Origin of the sequence: Mycobacterium branderi (genome assembly GCF_010728725.1) — a bacterium.
Taxonomy (GTDB): domain Bacteria; phylum Actinomycetota; class Actinomycetes; order Mycobacteriales; family Mycobacteriaceae; genus Mycobacterium; species Mycobacterium branderi.
The window spans coordinates 879858-894170 of record NZ_AP022606.1 but is presented as its reverse complement, the minus strand read 5'-3'; the positions used below and the strand labels follow the sequence as shown (position 1 = coordinate 894170).

Genomic DNA, 14313 nt, shown 5'->3' with positions numbered 1-14313 from the left:
TACGAGCCCCAGTATCACGTCGCAGTATCTCCACCGCAGCAGCACTTACTGAGCGTCCACCCATCTCCAACCACTATGTGGCGGCTACCTGCGGGCTTCGCTTCGCTCCCTCTGCTCCCGTCCGCTGGCGCTCCCGTCCGCGCCGGTCGCTACGCTTCACCCTCCGTCCGCCGCCGAACCACCGGGCCATCGCCGCAAAACAGCCCTCTGACCTGCGATGTGAGAACTTTCTTTACTGGTATCAAGCGTGTAGGCAACACCTAGGCCGCTCCAGCGCGGAACTCGCATTCCCTGACAACAGTGGCTCCGACGTCGCGGGAGCTATTCAGTTGCTGAGATGAGTTTCGGGAGGATTGCATTGTCGACCAGAGTTTCGATGGTGAGATGGGTCGGCGGGCGGTTGGAAAAGATGCATCGGAAGATCAGATAGCCTGGCAACAGGTCGCAGAGCTCTTCGTTGATTGTTGACGCGCCGATCTCGCCGCGGCTGATCGCCTGCTGTAGGACCTGCCGGACCAGGGTTCTCTGTTCATGAAGAAACCGGTCTTGCATAACGTTGTTGAGCGCGCGATCACGGGATATCTCGACAAGCACTGCCCGGATGGTGCTGGCGTGGTCTCGGCACTGTTTGTAGATGATCTGGCCGAGACACAACAAGTCGCCGCGCAGGGTGCCAGTGTTGGGTGCAACAGCGCTCTGACGGGTGCCTTCGATGACGGCCGCTAGGATCAGTTCAGATTTCGAGGGCCAGCGCCGGTAGATGGTGGCTTTACTGGCATGAGCAGCGCCCGCGACAGCCTCCACTGTTAGGCCGTGGTACCCACGATCCTGCAGGATACCCAATGCTACTCGCAGCAGCTCTGTCTCTCTGGGTGACCACGAAGTAGGTTCTACGTCCGGGTTGGTTGTCGCGGTCATCAATTGTCGGATGTGAGCGATTCTGGGTCAGCTGCTTTCCCGTTTCCACTATCGGTCCCCACATCCATTCTTCGTACATGGTCGCCCCCAGGTGAGACGCCACCCCACTTCGCCGATATCTGGAGGTGCGGTCCGCGTGTTGCGCTCAGCGCGCCCACACCGGTGAGATGCTTAGCTGGCATCGATGCGGGGTGACGGTTCATGTGTGGCCACCAGCTGGCTTGGCGGAGCAGGGTGGCGATGGCTGGGACGGTGAGGGTGCGTACGAGGAACGTGTCCAGCAGTAGTCCGCAGCCGATGATGAGTCCGGTTTGGATCATGATGGCTACCGATCCGATCATCAGGCCGAACATGCTGGCAGCGAAGATCAGGCCGGCGGAGGTGATGACTGAGCCGGTGGTGGCTACGGTGCGCAGGACGCCGACGCGGATGTTGTGGGTGGATTCTTCGCGTAGTCGTGATACGAGCAGCATGTTGTAGTCGGCGCCGACGGCGACGAGGATGATGAACGCTAATAGTGGTACGGGCCAAGCGATTTCGTGGCCGAGGATCCATTGGAAGACGATGACTCCGATGCCTAGTGAGGCCAGGTAGTTCAGCACGACGGTGCCCAGCAGATATAGCGGGGCGATCAGGGCGCGTAGCAGGGCGATGAGGATGAGTCCGACGATGACCAGGGTGGCGATGGCCAGCTGGGTGAAGTCGGATGAGAGTAGGCGTTGGATGTCGGAGTTGACGGCGGGGAATCCGGCAACCGAGACGGTGGCTTGGGCCAGGGAGGTGTTGGGTCGGGCGGTGTTGGCGACGTCTGTGATCTGGCGGGCCAGGTTCATCGCCTCGCCGCTGTAGGGGTCCGTGCTGGTGTCGATGGCGAAGCGGGCGGTTTTGCCGTCGGGTGAGAGGAAATGTTTGGCGACGTCGGCGAATTGGCGGTTGTCGAAGGCTTCGGGGGGCAGGTAGAAGCCGGTGGCGGCATCGGATCCGGCGGTGGCGCGGGCGGAGTTTTGCAGTTGGGCCGCGATTTGACTCATCCCGGACAGCATTTGGATGTTGCTGTCGGCCAGGGTGTGCACGCCGGTGGCCAGGGCGCGTGCGCCGGAGGCCAGTTGGCTGATGCCGTGTTGGAGTCGGCCGATGTCAGCGGCCAGGTTCTCGGGGTTGCCGAGGGTTTTGAAGGCGTTGTTCATGGTGGCCACGGTGTGTTGAACTTCGGTGAGGGTGCCGGTGACGGTGGCGTTGGTGGCCGGGTTGTACTGGTCGCCCAGGGTGGCGAGCTGGGTGAAGAATCCGTCGTCGCGCAGGGTGGTCAGGATACTGACCTGGTCGCGGATCTGGGCGCATTGCGGGGTGGTCATACACCACGGTGAGGTGTTGAGTGCGGTGACGAGCGGGTCGAGGGCGGCGATAGCGTTCTGGGCGCGTTCGGCCAGGGGTCGGATGCCGGGGCCGGCTTGGATGGCGGTGTCGACCTCGGGTGCGGTGGCTGAGAGTTGTTGCAGCAGCGGGCCGAAGCGCTGCATGCTCTCACCGGCGGCGCCGGCTTGGGTGAGTACACCGCCCAGGGGGGTGAGCGCGGTGCGCACGGTGGTGTCGAGTTGGGCCAGGCCGCCGGCGAGTTGGTCGGCGCCGTGGGTGAGCTTGTCCAGGTCGGTGCGCCGGTCGTTGCCCTGGGCGACCGAGTCGGCCATCTTGTCGCCGATTTGTCCGTTCTGCCAGGACAGTTGGGCTTGGTCGAGGCGTTGCCCGGCCGGTCTGGTGATCCCGGAAACACGTGTCACGGCCGGGATTTGGGCGATGCGTGAGGCCATCTCGTCGAGGTCGGCCAGGCCTTTGCCGGTGCGCATGTCGGTCGGGTTTTCCACGACGAGGAATTCGGTGATGACGACGTCTTTAGGGAAATGGCGGTCCAGCAGCTGATAGCCCTGGTTGCTGGCGGTAGTGGCGGGCTGTCCTTGGCGGTCGTCATAGCTGATGGTCATGGTCGCCGCGGCCGCCGACAGTGCCACCAGGATGGTCAGGCTGATGACCAGCAGCGGCACCGGGCGGCGCACCACGGCCACGGCCACGCTGTTCCAGTAGCGTCGGGTGCGGTCGGGTTTGGGTTCGCCGATGCCGCGGGTGGCCGCCAGCGCCAGCACCGGGGGCAGCAGGGTCACGGTGGCGGCGAATCCGACTGCCACGGCGACCGCGCAGGCCGGGCCGAGTCCGGCGAACACACTCAAGGTGGCGAACACCATGGCCAGAAAGGCCAGGGCCACGGTGCCGGCCGAGGCCAGGATGACTCGGCCGATGCTGGCGGTGGCCGCGATGACCGCCTGCTCGGCGGGCACCTGGGCGCGGCGTTGTTCGTGGTAGCGGCTGATCAGAAACACGGTGTAGTCGGTGCCGGCGCCCAGCAGGATCGCGGTCATGAACGCCACGGTGAACTGCGAGACCGGCATGCCGATTTCCCCGAGTGCAGAGAGCACCCCACGCCCGACGGCCAGGCTGATCCCGATCACCAGCAGCGGCAGCAGCGCGGTGAACACCGACCGGTACACGATCAGCAGGATCAGCGCGATCAGCCCGGCGGTGGCGATCGAGATGAACACCAGGTCGTGCTCGGCTGAGGCGATCTGATCGGCGAACGTGGCCGGTGGCCCTGTCACATAGGCCGTGGTGGACGTGTTGGCGAATGCCGTGTCGGTGAGATCGCGCACGGCTTGCACGGATTCGGCCGCGGTGGGATCACCGAGCGTGCCGGCCACCCCGACCGGCAGATACCAGGCCTTGCCGTCACCGCTGACCGCCTGGGTTCTGGTGACCGGGTCGGCCAGCAGATCCTGGACCAGCAGGACATGGTCGTGATCGGCGCGCAACCGCCCTACCAGATCCTGATAGCGCAGCTGATTATCGGGGGTCAGACCGGCCGGGTCTTGCATCGCGACGAACAGCATCGTCTTGGACCCCTGCTCACCGAACGCCTCACTCATGCGGTCCACGGTCTGAAACGAGGGCACATCACGCGGGATCAGATCGACCGATTGTTGGCGCACCACCGTCTCCAACTGCGGGAACAGCAGCGCCAGCACCACCGCGGCCGCGATCCATCCACCGATCACTAATGCCTTGTGGCCCACCGTGAACGCCGCGAGCCGACCCAGCCGGGCGCTGTATTCCGAAGATCCGGACAGATCGACGCCGCGCCGGCCACGGGAAGGCCCAGCATCTCCGGTTCGATCGCCCATCCCCACGCCTCCCAAGAAACGAAACTATCGGTATCGCTACGATACTAATAGTCCCACACGAGGATCGGAAGGGCCGCGCCGACCTTTCGGGCCATGGTTGGGGCTGGGCGCGGTGGGGGTGAATTAACTTGCGGTGTCCTCAGATTCGTCGTCGGGCAGGTCGTGGCGCACCACCCGCACCCGCCCGCGGGGCAGGCATGCCATGTAGCCGTGGCGTTTGCCGTAGAGCTCCCAGGAGGTCGCGGCCTCCTGGGGGGCGACATCGATGCGATGCCCGCGGGAAAAACCCAGGTGCAACCCGCCGCCCTCGTCGCACCACGCGCCCGTGCACACCGCGCCGGCCAGGTCCAGCAACGGACGCTGCTGGACCGAGACGTTGCCCGGGTCGATGAGGACCTGCTCTTCGGGATAAGACGAACCGATCGGCGGCAGGGTCAGCCGGATCGGGGTGGCGATCACCAATTCGTTGTAATCGTCGAGGTCGAGCACCAATCCGTCGCGCAACGAGACACGCTGAACGGTGCACCGCTCGATCCAGGGGGTATGCATGCCCGGGTCCCTTTCGACACGTCATTGTGTCGCTTTATGGTACTGGGAGTAGCGCAGCGATACTACTAGTATCGCTAAGTGGTGGTGTCGGTGCCGTGCACCAGCTGTCGGGTTGTGCGGTCGATGCGCTCGCGGGCCAGGTCCGCATCGATCCGGCCGCCGATGACGGCGATCAGGTTGGCCAGCCACACGTCGGCGATCAGGCTGGCCACGTCACGGTCATGCGCGCTGGGTGTGGGCCCGCCCAGGGCGCGGGCCAGCATGTCCTCGATCACCGCGACAGCGTGCTCGATCGCGCCGGCGGCCTCGGAGTCGGCCACGACGAACGCACGCACCATCGCCTCGGTCAGGTGCGGGTTGGCCTGCCAGGCCATGTGCAGGTGGGTGGTCAACCGCCCCAGCCGGGCCTGCGGCGCCAGTTCACCGGTAGTGCAATCGAATTCGGTGTCGAGACGTTCGAATTCGCGGGCCAGCACCGTCACCAGCAGATGGCTTTTGGATCGGAAATGCCGATACAGGGAGCTGGCGGCAATGCCGGCCTGCGCGGCCACCGCACGCATCTGCACACCGTCAAAACCTTGTGCTGAGGCTACCGCCCACGCGGCATCCAGGATCGCCTCGCGACGCACCAACACCGAGTCCGCCGGCCGGCGCGGGTGCCGCACCCGGTCCCGGGGTGCGGCGGTGGGCGCACTCACCGCGACCCCGCGTCGGGGCCGGCGCCACCGTAGCGGGTCAGCTCGGCGAACAACTCCCCGAAACCGCTGATGTCACCGTGGGCGGCGAAATGGGCCGCATCCACCGTGATGAACACCGCCGAGGCGGTGAACCGGGTGACACCGTCCACACCGACCCCCACCCCGTCCACATGCAACGCCCGGCCCTCGCGGGAGGCGATCCGCGCGGTCAGCCGATGCGTACATCCCAACGGCACCGGCTGCAGATAGTCCACCGTCAAACGGCGCGTCACCGCCGGGGTGGCCGCGATCCACAACGAAAAACCCAGCACGTCATCACAGGCCGCGGCGATCGCGCCACCGTGCGCCAGCCCCGGCGCACCGATATGGCGCTCATCGAACACCAGATCAGCGAACACCTCATCGCCGCACCGAAACACCTCCAGCTGCAAACCGTGCGGATTGTCCGACCCGCAGCCCATGCAGGTCGGCGTGTGCGACGGCAACCGCTGCGGCTGATCAACACCCATCACGGCCTCCTCGCACCCGGGCAGCCCCGCCACCGCGTCCCGACCCGGGACCGCCGGTACTAGCAGTTTCGCTGCGCTACTATCGGTACCATAACCGGGAGTGCGGGGGCAACGCACCGGCAATCGGAACACATCAGGAGGTCAGGTGGGGACGCAGCCCGCGGAGACACCCGACGACGAGGACGACGTCGACCCGCGCCGCACCCGATCACGCACCCGACTGCTCGACGCCGCGGCCAACCTGCTCAAAACCGGTGGGATCGAAGCCGTCACCATCGACGCGGTCACCAAAGCCTCCAAGGTCGCCCGCACCACCCTCTACCGCCATTTCAACAGTTCCTCGCAACTGCTCGCGGCCACCTTCGAACGCCTTCTGCCCCAAGTCATCCCGCCCGCCCCGACCAGCGGCACCCTCCGTGAGCGGCTCATCGAACTGCTCTCCCGCCAAGCCGACCTGTTCGCCGAAGCGCCCGTACAAGTCACCACCCTGGCCTGGGCCGCGTTGGGCCCCGCCGAGACTCACGAACCAAACACTGTGCAACACGCCGGTGCCGGCACTCTGCGGATGCGTGTGATCGAACAATACCGACGGCCGTTCGACGAAATCCTGTACAGCCCCGAAAGCGTCGATCAACTCGGCGAACTCGACATTGAACTCGCACTCTGTCAACTTGTTGGCCCTCTGGTCTTTGCCCGAATGACCGGTCTACGCGTCATCACCCACCAAGATTGCACCCGCATCGTCGAAGGCTTCATTGCCGCGCAAACCGGCGATCAACCGGCTTGGGTCGAGGCGTCGAGTCCGAACCAATAGCGCTAATGAGACTGCTCTGAACCACGTTCCGTCGCTTGGCCAGCCGCATCCGGTTGGGTCACACCGTCACCCAACGACCGCATTGTTGCACCCAAAACGGCGGGACCGTCGGCCACCACTGGGTAAGACGGACCCGCCGATCTGACGAATTCACGCGTGCCCGGCAGCGCGACGCCGGGGTCAGGAAGTGAAGCCGGGTATCGGATAGCGTTGGTTGAGGACGTAGTTTCCGACTTCAGCGATTTTGTAGGAGACAGGATCGTGCAGCGTGTGGGTGCGGATGTTGCGCCAGAACCGGTCGAATCCGTATTTGGGGTGGGTGCCGCGGGCACCGATGACCTCGAAAATACGGCTGGTCACGTCCAGGGCCGCTTGGGTGGCTATGGCTTTGACTCCAGAAATCTGCACCATGAGTTCGCCGCGTTCCTGCGAAGTTAATGCGTCACCTTTGTCCCACGCGGCCTGTAGGAGTTGTGCGGCCTCGCGGGCTGCAGCATCGGCGGCTTGTAGTTGGATGCCGAATTCGCCGTAGCTGCGAATGGTGTACGGATCTTCGACGGCTTGAGTGACCCCGGCCGGCGTCCAAGGACGTGCCTGCGTTCGGGTGTACTCGCGGGCTGTCTCGAGCGCTCCGCGCGCGATCCCTAGGTAAACCGAGGAGAACACCAACTGCACGATCGGGCCGAACAGGCTTCCGCGCCCGGACGCCAGGAACGCCTCGAGGATGGCATTGGGTTTGCCGAGCACCTCGTCGGGACGGACCGCAACATTGTGGAATTCGGTGGTGCCGCTGTCGGTGCGCCGCATCCCCAGCGCCTGCCAGTCATCGTTTGGCTGAACGCCTTCTCTGGTGGTGGGAATGGCCGCCGCTACGATGGCACCTTGCTGTGGGAAACCCTCCGGTATCACACCGAACACCAAGAGCAGATCTGAGCCCTTGGCGCCACTGCTGAAGTGCTTAATGCCGTTGAAAAAGTACCCGCCGTCATCGGCCGGGGTGGCCGTCACCTTCCAATCCAGGATGTGGCTGTTGTTCTCGCTGGAGGCGTTTCCGGTCCACCAATTGTTTTCGGCCAGTTGACGAAGCAGGCGTTCCTTTTGCTCGGGTGAACCCCACAGATCGATAACGGCTGGGGTGCTGAGGTGGTATCCGAACAAGTGCCCAAGGGATCCGTCGACCTTGGCGATCTCGCGCACCACTTCCAGGGCGGTAGGCCAGTCGGCTCCCCAACCGCCCAGGTGCCGGGGAACGGTCACCGAGAGCAGCCCACTGGCGCGTAGATCCTCACGCTCTTCTGTTGCCGAACCACCTGCCTTGTCGCGCTCGACGACGGTAGTTTGCCACTTTCGCGTCAGCTCGCGCGCGACCTCGATTGGGTCGCCATGCCTACTGTTCTGTGCCGTGGTGGTGTCATCGGTCAACGTCATTGCTGTTCTCCAGTCGCGGATTGGGTGAGGAATTGCGGTGCTGCCCACTGTGTGAGGTCCACCGGACGGTCGAGCAGATTGTGGTCGATGAGGAACTGTTGAGTTTGGTCGACAACGGCCAGCGCCGAGTCGTCAAGCGTTGGGATCAGATGTTGGGCGAAATCAGCGCCGAAACCGCGTCCGATCGCCGAAGGTGCTACCCCGAGGTTGGCGGCATGGATGCCAACGGTGTCCTCGGGGTGGGCCTGTGCCCAACGGCCGGCTTGGACAGCCGCATCGACGAGTCGTTGCACCAGGTCGGGTCGCTCGTCAACCAACTGGGCGCTGACCGTCCAAACACTGGCATACCGGTTTCGTTTGTCGTCGCCGAGATCGGCGAGTACCCGCGCGCCGCTGAGGTCTTCTAGCTCCGCCGCCCAGGGCAACCACGTGAATAGCGCATCAACGTTGCCACTACTCAGGATGTCGCTCTGGTGGGCGGCCACGTCGGGAAACAGGTCAGCGCCTTTGACACTGGCCGCTGCTTCCAGCCGCTCTTCGGGCACGTCGACGCCAGGGCTTTCGATACGCACCAATTCGACGTCACTGATCCCGATGCCTCCGATATGCAGGGTCTGCAAAAGTCCCCGCGCCTCCCAGGTGCCCAGCGCGATCAGTGTTTGCCGCCACGGATCCAATTGCCGGTAGTCACCCAACTCGCCGGTGAGAATGCGGATCGCTGCGCCGGACACACCCACCCGCCGACCCCGCAGCTGCTCGGGTGATGTCACCGGGCTGTCAGCACGGACATAGATCCCTTGCCGACCGGCCAGAGGTGTGATGCCCAGCAGACGGGTGCGTCCTGGTGCTCGCAGGCCCTCACTGATAAGAGGTGGAATTTCGCCACCAAAACGGGTGTAGGCGGGATGATCGTAGGTGAAATGCAACCCAGCTTGCGCGCCGCTCAGCACATTCAGCGAAATACCGTTGCCAGCCAACAGGTTTGACTCCAGCGCTGTCAGCAACGCGTTAGGAACCGGGCAATTGCTGTAGGCAAGAATATCTCGATCTATGCCCGTGGTGGTCATCAGATGCTCCCAACTTCAGGCCGAGCCAACCCAAGGTGCTCACGCAGCGTTGCCCCTTCGTACTCAGTACGGAACACACCACGTTGCTGCAGCAGCGGCACCACCTGGTCGACGAATTCCTCGTAAATCCCAGGCAGATACGCCGCCGAAATGATGAATCCGTCAGCGGCCCCGGCCTCAAAGTGACTAACCAATTGATCAGCGATCTGTTCGGCAGTTCCGGCCCACTGCGGTACAAACCCGACGTTGGTGCCGTATCGTCGACCCAGCTCGGCCAACGTCAGGTCCGCACCGCCACCGGCCACCGCAGAAAACATCTGCAACATGGTCGGCACGTGACGATCACCGAGATCGGCGACGATGTCGGAAAACTTCGTATCCAGCGGATACTTGGAGAGATCCAAACCGCTATGGCTCGACAACGTCGACAAACCCACCTCGGGATGGACCAGAGAATTGAGATATTCCAGACGCTCACGGGCCACCTGCTCAGTCTCACCGAGTACTGGCATTACCGCGGTGAACACCTTTGTTTGCTCCGGGTCACGTCCCGCGGCCGCAACGTGAGCTTTGATGTCCTGATAGACCGCGCGCATGATGTCGAGGTTGGGCGAGACGCTGAATACTGCTTCGGCCCAGCGCCCCGCGAAGCGACGCCCGCGCGGTGACAAGCCGGCCTGCAGGATCACCGGTTCGCCCTGGCGTGACCGTGGAACCTGCAAGGGGCCACGGACGGACAACCAGTGGCCACGATGATTGACGTATTGAACCTTCTTGGGGTCGGCGAACCGACCGCCAATCTTGTCCAACAACAAGGCATCCTCGGACCAAGAACTCCATAGCTTCTTGACTGCCTCCAAGAATTCGTCAGCGCGGTCATATCGGATGTCGTGCTCAAGGTGCTCGTCCACGCCGAAGTTGCGTGCTTCCGAGTCGTTGAGCGACGTGACCACATTCCACGAGATCCGGCCATCAGACAGGTTGTCGAGCGTGGCAAACACCCGAGCCACGTGATACGGCGGGTAGTACGTTGTGGAAACCGTAGCGCCCAGACCCAAACGTTCCGTCACCGCAGCCATAGTCGCTATCACGCTGGTCGGCTCCAGCGCCACCGCGCCCTGGCCACCCAGGCCGACCCCGGTCTCCAAGTTCTCACCATAGCTGTCTTCGATGGCCAGGCCATCGGGAAGAAATAACAGGTCAAACTTTCCCCGCTCCAGGGTCCGTGCAATCTGCTTGTAGAACTCGCCAGTCAGAAATCCGTTCGTGGCACCAACATGGCGCCACGCGCCATGCGCGTGAGTGACGTTGCCGGCCGAGAAAAACCCGGCCAAATGTAGTTGGCGTTGTTCAGCCATTATCAGCAGTGCCTCCGTGGGGATCAGATACCGGACACCGATGCTCGACCACCAGCCTGGACCCCAACAGGGTTAGGAGACCAATGATTTTTAAGGCCCCGGAGTGTGTCGTCGGTGGCCCGGCACCTACCTATCTCGGGGTAACCGGACGGCTGCCAGGAGGGTATATTAGGAACTTGTCACCAACCTGGTGCTGGTCTGCCCGTACCACCACCGGCTGCACCACAAAGGCGACATCACCATCACCGGAACCGCCGACAAGCTCATCGTCACCGACAGCGACGAACAACAACTAAGCTCCGCATCACTGGCCCGCCCACCCAAGCATCCCCCACCCGATGTCCCACCCTGGTCCGGGCCGCTCGGCGAACGCGCCGACTGGTGGTGGTACGACCCCTTCCAACCCCAACCACCACCACCCAACTAGACCAGTTAGCCCAAACCAGTTGAGACATAGAGAAATTCGTTCGCCAACCAAACCGGGGGCGGAGTCACGGGGATGCGTTGGCGGGTGCGCCGAAAACTGCTCGCACAGCAGCTTCATCGCCTTGGATGTCGACAAGCCCGAGGACGTCGTCGAGTGCGAGCGCGCCTGCTGCCAACCCGAGAATTATTGGGGCATCACCGCTTACAACGGCATCGAGCTTTCGGCCGTCGTGCGGGCGCACTTCGACGCCTGAGCGTGTCACGCGCACTTGGACACGTCGACTGTCCGTATCGCCGTTCACGGTGATACCCACCGTCCACGAATGATTCGCGGACACCCTGCCCTTGAGCAGGGCGGGCAGCGCGACTAGGAGCCCGTCAGCGCGGAAGGTGTCGCCCTCGGGCCCTCGGATCATGAGCGGTGTGGACCAGCGGATGAGGCCCTCGATCGGCTCGCGTAGTTGGGCACCCCAGTTGGTGAGGGCGTACGTGATAGCCCTGCCGCCTTCGGCGAGCCGCCGCTCGATCACGCCCGCCGCTTCCAAATCGCGGAGCCGATCGGCAAGCAGGTTGGTGGCGATGCCGGGGAGCCCGTCAAGTAGCTCCTGGTAGCGGGCCGGAGCAATGAGGAGCTGGCGGACGATGAGCAGATTCCACCGATCGCCTACAACCTCGAGAGCGCGCGCCAACCCACAGTACTGGCCGTAGCTTCGACCCACGATCACTCCTTGACATTCTCAAGCTAACTTGAGTATACCAAGTAGATGACTATCGCTCAGCGCCCCGCCTGGGTCGACGACGAGTTGTTCCCTTTCGAGAGCCGCTTCCTCGACATCGACGGGCACACGGTCCACTACGTGGACGAGGGGTCGGGTCCCACACTGCTGCTCCTGCACGGCAACCCGACTTGGTCGTTCTTCTGGCGTGATGTGATCAGCGCGCTACGCGATGACTTTCGTTGCGTCGCAGTCGATTACCCGGGCTTTGGGCTGTCGACGGCGAAGCCCGGCTATCGCTACCTGCCCGAGGAGCACGCAGACGTGGTCACCCGGTTTGTCGACGCCCTCGGCCTCGTCGGGGTCACTCTGGTCGGGCAGGACTGGGGCGGACTGATCGGCCTGGCGGTCGTGCAGCGTCGGCCGAGCGTCTTCGATCGGCTGGTGCTCGCCAACACCTGGGCCTGGCCAGTCAACGGCGACTTCCACTTCGAGTGGTACTCCCGAATCGTTGGCGGACCCGCGGGCCGTTTCCTGACTCGGCGGCTCAATTTCCTTGTCAATGCGCTCATCCCCGTGGGCCACCGAAGGCGCAAGCCGACCGCAGCCGAGATGACCCACTACCGCCGGGCGCTAGACACACCCGGGCGCCGCCAGGCCTCCGCCGTACTGCCCGGCCAAATCACCGCCTGCCGGGCCTTCTTCGCCGAGGTCGAGGTCGGCCTTGCCGACCTCGCCCACCTGCCGACACTGATCGTGTGGGGCGACGCCCAAATCGGCTTCCGTCCCCAGGAGCGCGAACGTCTGGAAGCGGCCTTTCCCGAACATAAAACCGTGATCGTCGAAGGCGCTGGCGATTTCGTGGTGACCGACGCACTCGAGGAGTTCGTCGCCGCAATCAGCGACTGGCACACGCGGGCACCTGCTGGCGAAGCGCGGCGCAGCGGCAAACGAACGGAGGCATAGTGAGCCGTCATGCGTCGTAGGGCGGGAATCCTGGTCGCGGTCTACGTTGCGGTACTCGCAATCAACCTCGACGTCACGATCGTCAACGTCGCGCTGCCCAGCATCGCGACCGAACTCGGTGCTGACACACGCGGACTGCAGTGGGTTGTCGATGGCTACAACCTCACGTTCGCCGCGCTGGTGCTGGCCGCGGGAAGTCTGTCGGACCGCTACGGACGACGGCCGGCGCTGCTGACCGGGCTGCTCGGATTCGCGGCCACCAGCGCGGGAGGAGCGCTCGTCGACAGCACCGGTGCACTGGTCGCGGCACGCTTCGGCATGGGGGCGTTCGCCGCGCTGATTTTCCCCACGACGCTGTCGATCATCACCAACACCTTCCCCGACCGCCGCCAGCGCGCGGCCGCACTCGGCGGATGGGGCGCGGTTGTCGGGGTCGGCGTCGCATCAGGTCCGGTCTCCGGTGGGCTGTTGCTCGAGCACTTCTACTGGGGCAGCGTGTTTTGGGCACTGGTGCCAGTCGCTCTCGTGGCCGCGGTTCTCGGCTTCCTTCTGGTCCCCGAGTCTCGCGACCCTTAGGTCCCCGCGCTGGACATCTGCGGCCTGACAACCTCAGTAGCCCTCCTCGGCGTGCTCGTCTACACGATTATCGAAGCCCCCCAACGAGGCTGGCGCAGCAATACGACGTTGAGCGGTTTCGCCATCGCGCTCGGTCTGGCATTGGCATTCGTAGCGCTGGAGCGCAGAGCGGAACACCCGATGCTCGACGTGCGGCTGTTCACCGATCGCCGGTTCAGCGCCGCCAGCGGAGCAGTGACGGTCACCTTCTTCGCGCTGGCGGGGTTCATCTTCCTTATCACCCAGTACTTTCAGGTTCGCCGCGAGTTCAGTCCATTGTCGACGGGCGCCCGCATCCTGCCGGTCGCGGTGTCGATCGCGGTTGGCTCACTGTTCGGCGGGCTGCTCGCACCTCGGGTGGGCACACGTGCAGTGGTGGTCACTGGGCTCATCTCGTTCGGCACCGCGATGGCGTGGATCGCCGGCAGCGTCGAGGCCGACGCGCCGTACTGGACGTTGATCGTCCCGCAGATGTTGTTTATGGGCTTGGGGATGGGCCTGATCGCCACTCCGGCAACGGAATCGATCATGCTCGTACTTCCGCCCGCTCGGGCGGGTATCGGGTCAGCGGTCAACGATGCCACCCGCGAGTTGGGCTCGACCTTGGGTGTGGCCGTCGTCGGCTCGGTGTTCTCGTCGATTTTCGGCACCCGCCTCCTCGACACCGCCTTCGCGGCGACCGGGAAGGCGGTAGAGGCCGCCGGTTCGGTCCCGGTCGCGTTCAGGATCGCGGCCGGCAATCCGGGCCTGCTCGTCGCCGCGCAGGACTCGTTCCTGTCCGGCCTTGCCGTGGCCTGCACGGTGGTCGCGGGTCTCTGCTACGTAGCGGCCCTCGCGGGGATGGTCGCGCTGCCTGGCCGACGGTTCCAGCCCCCGTTGCCGACTTCGGCGGAGCGGTGGCAATCGGTGGGCATGGCCTAAGTTCGGGGACCGGCTTGACTTGCGCAGACGTCTGATTCACGCGCCGCGGGGCATTGTCGGTGCAGTAGACGGGCGCAGTCGAGCAGCCACTTGTCGAGAAA

Annotated in this window: 13 protein-coding genes and 1 pseudogene; 5 read left to right on the top strand and 9 right to left on the bottom strand. The window is 64.2% G+C overall.

Going from position 1 to position 14313, the window contains the following annotated elements; translation table 11 throughout:
- Nucleotides 1-321: 321 nt before the first annotated feature.
- The 5 genes from G6N47_RS04815 to G6N47_RS04795 form a co-directional block, all read right to left on the bottom strand.
- On the bottom strand, nt 322-918 hold the full coding sequence (locus tag G6N47_RS04815) for a TetR/AcrR family transcriptional regulator (protein WP_019732906.1): 597 nt from the start codon (nt 916-918) through the stop codon (nt 322-324).
- Nucleotides 918-4145: an MMPL/RND family transporter gene (locus G6N47_RS04810; RefSeq protein ID WP_024455269.1), complete on the bottom strand. Its 3228-nt coding sequence runs from the start codon at nt 4143-4145 to the stop codon at nt 918-920. The genes G6N47_RS04815 and G6N47_RS04810 overlap by 1 nt, the downstream gene beginning before the upstream one ends.
- A gap of 123 nt (nt 4146-4268) precedes the next feature.
- On the bottom strand, nt 4269-4694 hold the full coding sequence (locus G6N47_RS04805) for a DUF6188 family protein (RefSeq protein ID WP_003882618.1): 426 nt from the start codon (nt 4692-4694) through the stop codon (nt 4269-4271).
- Nucleotides 4695-4768: 74 nt separating this feature from the next.
- Complete coding sequence (locus G6N47_RS04800) at nt 4769-5329, bottom strand: TetR family transcriptional regulator (protein ID WP_005099718.1); 561 nt, start codon at nt 5327-5329, stop codon at nt 4769-4771.
- 59 nt (nt 5330-5388) lie between these two features.
- Nucleotides 5389-5901 carry a PaaI family thioesterase gene (locus tag G6N47_RS04795; protein WP_031344738.1) on the bottom strand — a complete coding sequence of 171 codons (513 nt, stop codon included), beginning with the start codon at nt 5899-5901 and terminating at the stop codon, nt 5389-5391.
- 145 nt (nt 5902-6046) lie between these two features.
- On the opposite strand from G6N47_RS04795, the gene G6N47_RS04790 reads away from it, so the two are divergent.
- The gene (locus G6N47_RS04790) at nt 6047-6715 is read left to right on the top strand and encodes a TetR/AcrR family transcriptional regulator (protein ID WP_011725686.1); all 669 of its coding nucleotides are present in this window, start codon (nt 6047-6049) and stop codon (nt 6713-6715) included.
- A gap of 180 nt (nt 6716-6895) precedes the next feature.
- Here the strand turns inward: G6N47_RS04790 and dszC are convergent, their stop codons facing one another.
- From dszC to G6N47_RS04775, 3 genes are read right to left on the bottom strand one after another with little or no spacing between them, the layout of a single operon-like run.
- On the bottom strand, nt 6896-8143 hold the full coding sequence (gene dszC / locus G6N47_RS04785) for a dibenzothiophene monooxygenase (protein ID WP_023882538.1): 1248 nt from the start codon (nt 8141-8143) through the stop codon (nt 6896-6898).
- Nucleotides 8140-9210 carry an ABC transporter substrate-binding protein gene (locus tag G6N47_RS04780; RefSeq protein ID WP_023900526.1) on the bottom strand — a complete coding sequence of 357 codons (1071 nt, stop codon included), beginning with the start codon at nt 9208-9210 and terminating at the stop codon, nt 8140-8142. The genes dszC and G6N47_RS04780 overlap by 4 nt, the downstream gene beginning before the upstream one ends.
- Entirely contained in the window at nt 9210-10568 is a 1359-nt protein-coding gene (locus G6N47_RS04775) for an LLM class flavin-dependent oxidoreductase (protein WP_005099785.1), read from the bottom strand. The genes G6N47_RS04780 and G6N47_RS04775 overlap by 1 nt, the downstream gene beginning before the upstream one ends.
- 178 nt (nt 10569-10746) lie before the next feature.
- On the opposite strand from G6N47_RS04775, the pseudogene G6N47_RS04770 reads away from it, so the two are divergent.
- Nucleotides 10747-10995: pseudogene (locus tag G6N47_RS04770) on the top strand (hypothetical protein); the annotation flags it as partial.
- Between the two features lie 64 nt (nt 10996-11059).
- On the opposite strand, the gene G6N47_RS04765 reads toward G6N47_RS04770, so the two are convergent.
- The gene (locus tag G6N47_RS04765; RefSeq protein ID WP_083130547.1) at nt 11060-11713 is read right to left on the bottom strand and encodes a winged helix-turn-helix transcriptional regulator; all 654 of its coding nucleotides are present in this window, start codon (nt 11711-11713) and stop codon (nt 11060-11062) included.
- A 45-nt stretch (nt 11714-11758) separates the two neighbouring features.
- Between G6N47_RS04765 and G6N47_RS04760 the strand changes: the two genes are divergently transcribed.
- Genes G6N47_RS04760 through G6N47_RS29390 form a run of 3 tightly spaced genes read left to right on the top strand, consistent with a single transcriptional unit; the run spans nt 11759 to nt 14212 of the window.
- On the top strand, nt 11759-12676 hold the full coding sequence (locus tag G6N47_RS04760) for an alpha/beta fold hydrolase (RefSeq protein ID WP_083130411.1): 918 nt from the start codon (nt 11759-11761) through the stop codon (nt 12674-12676).
- 9 nt (nt 12677-12685) lie between these two features.
- Complete coding sequence (locus G6N47_RS29395; protein WP_197945469.1) at nt 12686-13252, top strand: MFS transporter; 567 nt, start codon at nt 12686-12688, stop codon at nt 13250-13252.
- A 51-nt stretch (nt 13253-13303) separates the two neighbouring features.
- Complete coding sequence (locus G6N47_RS29390) at nt 13304-14212, top strand: MFS transporter (RefSeq protein WP_197945468.1); 909 nt, start codon at nt 13304-13306, stop codon at nt 14210-14212.
- Nucleotides 14213-14313: the final 101 nt, after the last annotated feature.